Source organism: Armatimonas sp. (assembly GCF_031410135.1).
Taxonomy (GTDB): Bacteria; Armatimonadota; Armatimonadia; order Armatimonadales; family Armatimonadaceae; genus Armatimonas.
In genome coordinates, this window is sequence record NZ_JANNYP010000916.1 from 1 (window position 1) to 7,448 (window position 7,448).

General features: G+C 57.9%; 7 protein-coding genes. 6 read left to right on the plus strand and 1 reads right to left on the minus strand.

Annotation, left to right across the window (positions count from 1 at the left end):
* The coding region (locus tag RMO15_RS32570) for a cysteine desulfurase family protein (RefSeq protein ID WP_309723331.1) at positions 1-986 on the plus strand (986 nt) is incomplete at its 5' end.
* Here RMO15_RS32570 and RMO15_RS32575 read toward each other — a convergent pair.
* Positions 976-1,875 (minus strand): serpin family protein, encoded by a 900-nt coding sequence (locus RMO15_RS32575; protein WP_309723334.1) that lies wholly within the window; start codon positions 1,873-1,875, stop codon positions 976-978. The genes RMO15_RS32570 and RMO15_RS32575 overlap by 11 nt on opposite strands.
* A gap of 74 nt (positions 1,876-1,949) precedes the next feature.
* Here RMO15_RS32575 and RMO15_RS32580 point away from each other — a divergent pair, with 74 nt between their 5' ends.
* The 5 genes from RMO15_RS32580 to RMO15_RS32600 all read left to right on the plus strand — a co-directional run bounded on the left by RMO15_RS32580 (position 1,950) and on the right by RMO15_RS32600 (position 7,315).
* The gene (locus tag RMO15_RS32580) at positions 1,950-4,502 is read left to right on the plus strand and encodes a hypothetical protein (protein ID WP_309723337.1); all 2,553 of its coding nucleotides are present in this window, start codon (positions 1,950-1,952) and stop codon (positions 4,500-4,502) included.
* Positions 4,503-4,525: 23 nt separating this feature from the next.
* Complete coding sequence (locus tag RMO15_RS32585; RefSeq protein WP_309723339.1) at positions 4,526-5,959, plus strand: hypothetical protein; 1,434 nt, start codon at positions 4,526-4,528, stop codon at positions 5,957-5,959.
* A 72-nt stretch (positions 5,960-6,031) separates the two neighbouring features.
* Complete coding sequence (locus RMO15_RS32590) at positions 6,032-6,592, plus strand: Uma2 family endonuclease (RefSeq protein WP_309723341.1); 561 nt, start codon at positions 6,032-6,034, stop codon at positions 6,590-6,592.
* Entirely contained in the window at positions 6,589-7,020 is a 432-nt protein-coding gene (locus RMO15_RS32595) for a hypothetical protein (RefSeq protein WP_309723344.1), read from the plus strand. Before RMO15_RS32590 ends, RMO15_RS32595 begins: the two co-directional genes overlap by 4 nt.
* Complete coding sequence (locus tag RMO15_RS32600; RefSeq protein ID WP_309723347.1) at positions 7,010-7,315, plus strand: hypothetical protein; 306 nt, start codon at positions 7,010-7,012, stop codon at positions 7,313-7,315. Before RMO15_RS32595 ends, RMO15_RS32600 begins: the two co-directional genes overlap by 11 nt.
* Positions 7,316-7,448 lie beyond the last annotated feature (133 nt).

Below are 7,448 nucleotides of genomic sequence, written 5' to 3' on the forward strand. Positions count from 1 at the left end.
CCCGCGATGTGCTGGCGGCGGCAATTGGTGCGGAGTCCGGAGAGGTTTACTTTACGTCAGGCGGCACCGAGGCAAATAACCTCGCGCTTTTTGGGGTGCTGATGGCCGCTAAAGAGCAGGGCCGCAACCATCTCATCACCAACCCCGCCGAGCACCACGCCGTTCTCGATGCCGCGCTCTTTGCCCGCGAGCTGGGCTTTGAGGTCACGGTCGTTCCCGTGGACGAGTTTGGTATGGTGCACCCCGAAGCGCTCGCCGAGGCACTGACGGATAAAACGGCGCTGGTCTCGGTGATGCATGCCAACAACGAAGTGGGGACGATCAACCCGATTGTAGAGCTGGCAAAGCTCACTCATGAGCGTGGGGCGCTCTTTCACACCGATGCGGTGCAGACCCTGGGGGCGCTGCCACTAGACGTCAAGGCGCTCGGAGTGGACTTGATGAGCGTGTCGTCGCACAAGATCTACGGCCCCAAGGGCGCCGGAGCGCTCTATATTAAAAGCGGCGTGAAGTGCTCCCCGCTCTTTCATGGTGGCAGCCAGGAGCGCCAGAAACGCCCCGGCACCGAGAACGTGCCCGGCATTGTTGGTTTTGGAAAGGCAGTTTCTTTGCTCCCCGAGTGGCGCGAGGCAACAACGGCGCGGCTACTGCCACTGCGGGACTCGTTTATTGCAAGCTTCCCGCAAGGCTTTCTCAATGGTCACCCCACTCAGCGGCTGGCCAGCAATATCAATCTCTCGTTTGTCAAGCCCGACGGCGAGACGATGCTCCTAGCCCTAGACCTCTGGGGAATCTGTGCATCGTCGGGGTCGGCGTGCTCGTCGGGGAGCATTGATCCGTCGCACGTGCTCACGGCCATGGGTGTCCCCCGTGAGCGTGCTCTCGGTGCGGTACGGTTCTCGTTAGGACGGCATACCACCGCCGAAGAGCTAGAGAAAGCGGTAGGAACCGTCCAGCGCCTGGTTGAGTCGGGACTTAGCCTGTAGAGCTCCAGCGCACTCCTAGAGCAACAATCAGCTCGCTGGGCTCATCGGTGATCCACCAAAAAAGGGGGCATAGGTCTGGCCCGGTCTCAAACCCACTGAGTGGCACTTGGAGCGTGTGACGTAGCGTGGCAATATGGGGCGCTTCCCCCGAGACCATCATGAGAGAAAAGTCTGCCGAGGGAGTAATTGCAGGTCCCATATCGAGTTCCTTCAAGTGGGGCAAGAGATCCTCCGCCTCGACGATCAAGGGAAGTGCGGGGAGCAGCAGCATGGCAGGCCGTTTCTCAGGAGCTGCCTTCATGAGCTGCCCTTGCCAGCTTGCGAAAAAATCATCGTTCAGGCGCTCAAAAAGATCCTGAAGCGGCCGGTTTTTACCCTGCCAGAAGCGGGCCTTGCGCGGCACCAAGAGAGAGAGAGAGCGCCTTCCTCCTACGCTCGGTAAACGAAACCCTACAAGGGGATCTGCTTCAACCTGAGCCACGGTGCCGTCTAGGTTCAGGGAGGCGTTGAGTTGCGAGAGAAGCCGCAAAGGTAAGTTACTATCATCGGGGTAGAGCTGCGCACCATAGCTCTCTTGGGCACGTCGGAGAAATGTCGGAGAAAAAGGTCGCTGGCCCCGCGTCTTAACACTCACCTCAAACGTGGTGTGCTCCAGGGTGAGAATACTTCGGAGTGCCCGAATCTTGCGCTCACGCTCCTCGTCCGTGAGCGACTCACTACTTCCCAGTAGTCGTGAAAGCCCTGCTCGGGTGGCCCCTGAGGCAGCACCACGTAGCATCGCCAGTGGCAGATAGATAGCAGGCGGTGAGACAGAGATATCCTCAAAGCCTTTCTGTTCTATCAGAGCTGCCAGAAGTCTCAGACCAAAGTGGTTAATGCCTTCAAACATAGTGAGTCCATTATTGGTAGACCGATTTTTTCTCCTCCCTAGCAACCCATCAGAATAAAGGTACAATTTTCCACATGGCACCCGAACAACAACGCATCGCCGAGATGGCAGGCACCCCGCGGACATGGCGACTCTGGGGGCCGTATCTTGCAGAACGCCAGTGGGGAACCGTGCGCGAGGATTATAGCGCCAATGGCAACGCCTGGGACTACTTTCCGCACGACCATGCCCGCAGCCGCGCGTATCGGTGGGGCGAGGACGGTCTCGCCGGGATCTCAGACATCCGCCAGCAGCTCTGCTTTGCCGTTGGACTCTGGAACGGGCAAGATCCGATCCTAAAAGAGCGCCTCTTTGGACTCACCAACGGCGAGGGCAATCACGGCGAGGACGTCAAAGAGCTCTACTGGTACGCCGATGCCACGCCTAGCCATAGCTACTTAAAATACGTCTACCGCTACCCGCAGCGTGCGTTCCCGTATGCACAGCTGCTCGCCGAGAACGCCCAGCGTAAGCGCGACCCGCACTCCACGGAGTATGAGCTGACCGACACCGGGATCTTTGACGAAAACCGCTACTTTGACGTGACGGTGGAGTACGCCAAGGCGGGGACAGACGACCTCGTGATCTGTATCACGGCGCACAACGCCGGGCCGGAGCCCGCGCCGCTCTGGATTCTCCCCACTCTCTGGTTTCGCAACACCTGGAGCTGGTCTCCCGAGACACACCACCCGACGATCACACGGCTTAGCAGCTCTCTGGTACGAGCCGAGCACCAGAAACTAGGAACGTACACGCTTGAGACCGAGCAGGAGTCAGCGCTTTGGTTGACCGAGAACGAGAGCAATAAGCATAAGCTCTGGAAGACTTTAGAGAACCCTCACCATAAAAAAGATGCCTTTCATGAGAGGCTCATCCACCAGACTCTAAACGGCTGTGATATCCAAGACACGGGGACAAAGGCGTGTTTTGTGGAGCAGCGCATGGTTCCTGCGGGCTCTAGTACGTCTGTGTGGCTTCGCCTTAAACAAGCAACCTCGGCGAGCACAGAACCCATGAAGCTCGTGATGCAGCAGCGCAAGCAAGAGGCGGATGACTACTACGCCACGCTCGCGCCGCCGGAGGCTACCCCGGAGGCTCGCCAGATCCAGCGCGAGGCCTTTGCCGGGCTGATCTGGACCAAGCAGTACTACCAGTTCGATGTGGAGCGCTGGCTGGAGGGCGATCCGCTCCAACCGCCTCCCCCTCAGACGCGAGAGGCCCAGCGCAACAGCACCTGGCGCACAGTAAATGCTGCCGATATCCTCTCGATGCCCGACAAGTGGGAGTACCCCTGGTTCGCCGCCTGGGACACCGCCTTCCACATGATCCCCTTCGCGCTCATAGACCCCGACTTTGCCAAGCACCAGCTGCTCTTGCTCTGCCGCGAGTGGTACATGCACCCCAACGGCCAGCTCCCCGCCTACGAGTGGGCCTTTGGCGATGTCAACCCACCCGTCCATGCCTGGGCCGCGCTACGGGTCTACCGGATCGAGCGCAAGCAGCAGGGCAAGCGCCGCGATGAGCCCGGCGACACGGCATTCTTAGAGCGCATTTTTCATAAACTGCTGCTCAATTTCACCTGGTGGGTGAACCGCAAAGACGCCCAGGGCAACAACTTATTCGAGGGCGGCTTCTTAGGGCTGGACAATATCGGGGTCTTTGATCGGAGTGCGCCGCTTCCGACGGGTGGCTCGCTGGAGCAGTGCGACGGCACGGCGTGGATGGCGATGTTCTCTCTGAACATGCTCGCGATCGCTTTAGAGCTGTGCAAAACCAACCTGGCCTATGAAGACGTGGCCATCAAGTTCGCGGAGCACTTTGTCTATATCGCCCATGCCCTCAACCACTCCGGCGTGCTCTGGGACGAGGCCGATGGCTGGTTCTACGATGCCCTGCGCCTGCCCGATGGCTCGACCCGTCGCCTGCCCGTGCGCTCCATCGTGGGGCTGATCCCGCTCTTTGCCGTAGAAGTGTTCGACAGCAAGACGCTAGAGGGCGTGCCCAACTTCACCAAGCGCATCAAGTGGTTTCTGGCGAACAAGCCCGAGCTCAGCGCCGAGGCCGCGCACCTCGCGTCGCCGGGTCAGAACGAGCGGGCGATCTTCTCACTGGTCGGCCCCGAGCGCCTGCGCCGCATCCTCACCCGCACCCTTGACCCGGCCGAGTTTCTCTCCCCTCACGGTATCCGCTCGCTCTCTGCATGGCACCGCTTTCATCCCTTCGCGCTCACCGTGGACAACCAGGAGTACCGGGTCGCCTACGACCCCGCGGAGTCTACCAGCGGGATGTTTGGGGGCAACTCCAACTGGCGGGGCCCGGTCTGGCTGCCGCTCAACTATCTGCTGATCGAGTCGCTGCAAAAGTTCGACTACGCCTACGGCACCAACTTCCAGATCGGCGGCACCGACCTCTGGGGAGTCGCAACGGATCTCTCGCACCGCCTGATCTCCCTTATCCAGCGCGAACCAGATCACCCCCACTACCTCTTCCACGAGTACTTCCACGGCGATAGTGGCGCAGGCCTCGGCGCAAACCACCAGACCGGCTGGACGGCTCTCATCGCCAAGCTTATCGCTCAGTCATCGTGAACAATGACAGGTAAAATATCTCTATGAAAGTATACCGTCGTTCTCTCGCTACAGGCTTTCTGGGAGCCTTGATTTTTAGCAGTTCGATTTCCGCACAGGCGCAGAGTGAGACACTCACCCTTCCGGCGACGGAGCAGAGCTTTCTGGATGTTTTGCTTCAGGTGCACAAACAGACAGGGCGAGCCCTCGTGGTGGAGGGCATTCCCCGCGAGAAGACACTCAAGCTCGCGACGGGCCCACTGCCCCAAGTGCTAGATACGCTGGCGAGAGAGTTTGACTTCACCTGGAGCGATGAGAACGGCATCTTGGTCTTTGTCCAGCAGTTTAAGCGGCCCGAGAGCACCCCAGAGATTTCCGCCGATGAGTTTGCCGCGAGCCTGCGGGATATTCTGAAGCTGGGGGCCGCGCTCGATGCGGCTCCAGCACAAACGAGCTTTACGAGATCGCTCCAGAGCTTTGTCCTCACGCTCCCTCAGCCACAGCAAGCGCTCCTCAACGCCACGGGCCTCCCCCTTCACCAGCTCAGCCCCGAGCACCGTAAGCAGTTTGAAGCGCTTCTCTTTCAGAGGAGCTTTAGCTCTATTCTTTTCAAAGCAAACCAGCTAGAACAGACGCTGAGTGCTCTTCCGACTGCCACGCTTCAGTTAGCAACCCTGGGGGTGATCTGGGTCAATCGTGATCTGCCTAAATCGCGTGGTGCGATCTCGCCTTACCTGGGAAAATCACGCCCCATTGCCAGTCCCGCTTGGCCACAGGAGAGCCCGGAGCAGCCCGCACTGATCACTTGGGAGCGCTTTACTCAAACCTTGAGCACCACGACAGGGCTTCGAGTAACCCCGGAACTGACCCAACATCCCGCATTTTTTATCGCCAAAGAGCCCACGCTCCCCCTTCTTCGCGCTCTCGTTAAATGCAATGGCTGGCAACTCCAACGCCGTGGCGAGGGAGAGAAGCAGGAGATTCTTCTTCGGCGACCGGCCCTCCCCACCGTCACCCGAGAGAGCCTAGGCAAGGCAATCTTCCAGACACTTCCGACGAGCATCCAGCGCTATCTCTCCGCACGCTACCCTGAGGACACGATTAATCCCCGCTACCCCGACCTTCCTCCTTCGATGGGAAAGATCATGTCGGATCTCATGCAAAAGAGCAACAGCCGCCTTCAAAAAGGCTACGAGGTTGTCGCCAAGGCCCTAGGCGACAAAGAGTCGCTGCGGGTTGCAAACCTCACACCCGTGCAAAAAGTCGGCCTCACCGATACCTTAATCTTCAGAGAACTAGAGCAGATCGGGGATGCGCTCCTGGGAAAAGCCGTCGCACATAATTTCCAGCAAAAGCCCGATCTCGCAGCGGCAATCCTATCCTCGACGTCAGGCGGAAGCGGCTTTGAGCTGCGCTACGCCGACGGTAGTGGTTTTATAATACGAACGAGAATCCACGTCCCAAGCCCTGGTCGCTGAATCAGATCAGATCGGGGGCACGGCTCTCATCGCCAAGCTTATTGCCCAGTCTCGTTGAGGTAAAATAACATCATGGCGACGGCGGAAAAGTTACTGAGTCTTGAGGAGTTCCTGGCCTGGGAGAAGGCTCAGGCCGAGCGCTATGAGTATGTCGCAGGGAGCATCTACGCGATGGCAGGGATGTCCGACGAGCACAATCAGCTCTCGACCAATCTTGTCACGGCTTGCGCGATGCATCTTGCTCCACCATGCCGTGTCCGGGCGGAAGGGCTGAAGGTGCAGATCGGGGCTACGTTTCTCTATCCCGATGCCATGATTCTCTGCTCGCCCCCACTTTTCTTTAATGCCCGTCGAGATACGATTCTCAATCCGACTGTTGTCTTTGAGATTCTCTCCGAGTCCACGGAAGCCTTTGACAGAGGAGAAAAGTTCCGGCGCTACCGGAGCCTGTCGAGCCTGAAAGCCATTATCTTTGTCTCACAAGATCGAATTTTAGTGGAGTGCTGGAGCCGCAAAGACGATGCCTGGCAAGCGCAAGAGTGGGAAACTTTGAGCGAGATTATGGAGATCGAGGCACTCGGTCTCCAAGTCCCCTTAGCACAAATCTACGACGGCCTGGAATTCCTCGGGTGAAAAACTACCTTCGTCGCCTTTACATAGATGGCCAGATTTTTCTCTGGTACCGGGGCCACATTCACATTGAACAATGCTGTGTCGAACGCTTGCGAGTCTTCCCTGGAACCAACAAAAGGAGCTTTCTCCAGATTGAATTCTGGCAAGGCGACCAAGAGACCATAGTGGGCAGTGACCAGAGCGGAGTCATTTATTGGTTCGAGCATGAAGAAACCTACAACCTGAATCGCCCCGCTGTGATTGCGGCTCTGATTCGCTACGCACTTCAAAATGGCTGGAACAACAAAACACTTCTTTGGCAAAATGGCATCGAGCTTCTGGCACTGTCGAAGGCACCGAGCGATCTCTCCGAGCCACATCCCGATTACTACCAAATCACTGCCTGGGTTCCAAGAGACGCGAAAGAGGTTTCTCCCAATGAAACGTAAAGCCCGACACATCGTTGTAGACGGCCAGGTTTTCGCCTGGTATACCGAGCCATTTAGTGCTGCCCTGAGAATCTATGCCGAGAAGGCACCAGGCTTCTTAGAGGTCATCTTTCGGGACGGGGGATTTGGCTTTGCTTATCTCAACGAGGATACCTACAATCTCAATCGCCCCGCCGTAGTTACTGCACTGATTCAAAGTGCTCTCCAGCGAGGGTGGCAACCTGACCAAGGGAAGCAAATTCGCTGGTCAAATGGCAACGAGTTGCTCGCGGGACTTTCATTATTGATACAATAGTTCACCATGTCTTCGTCTGTGCCGCTGACACTTGAGGAGAAGCTCAAGAACCTGCCTACCAATCCGGGGTGCTATCTCTACAAAGATGTGGAGGGGCAGATTATCTATGTGGGGAAGGCGATCAATCTGCGAA

Coding starts and splice junctions, on each gene's coding strand:
- RMO15_RS32600 (WP_309723347.1), top strand. CDS start 7,010: ATGAAACGTAAAGCCCGACACATCGTTGTAGACGGCCAGGTTTTCGCC.
- RMO15_RS32585 (WP_309723339.1), top strand. CDS start 4,526: ATGAAAGTATACCGTCGTTCTCTCGCTACAGGCTTTCTGGGAGCCTTG.
- RMO15_RS32590 (WP_309723341.1), top strand. CDS start 6,032: ATGGCGACGGCGGAAAAGTTACTGAGTCTTGAGGAGTTCCTGGCCTGG.
- RMO15_RS32580 (WP_309723337.1), top strand. CDS start 1,950: ATGGCACCCGAACAACAACGCATCGCCGAGATGGCAGGCACCCCGCGG.
- RMO15_RS32575 (WP_309723334.1), bottom strand. CDS start 1,875: ATGTTTGAAGGCATTAACCACTTTGGTCTGAGACTTCTGGCAGCTCTG.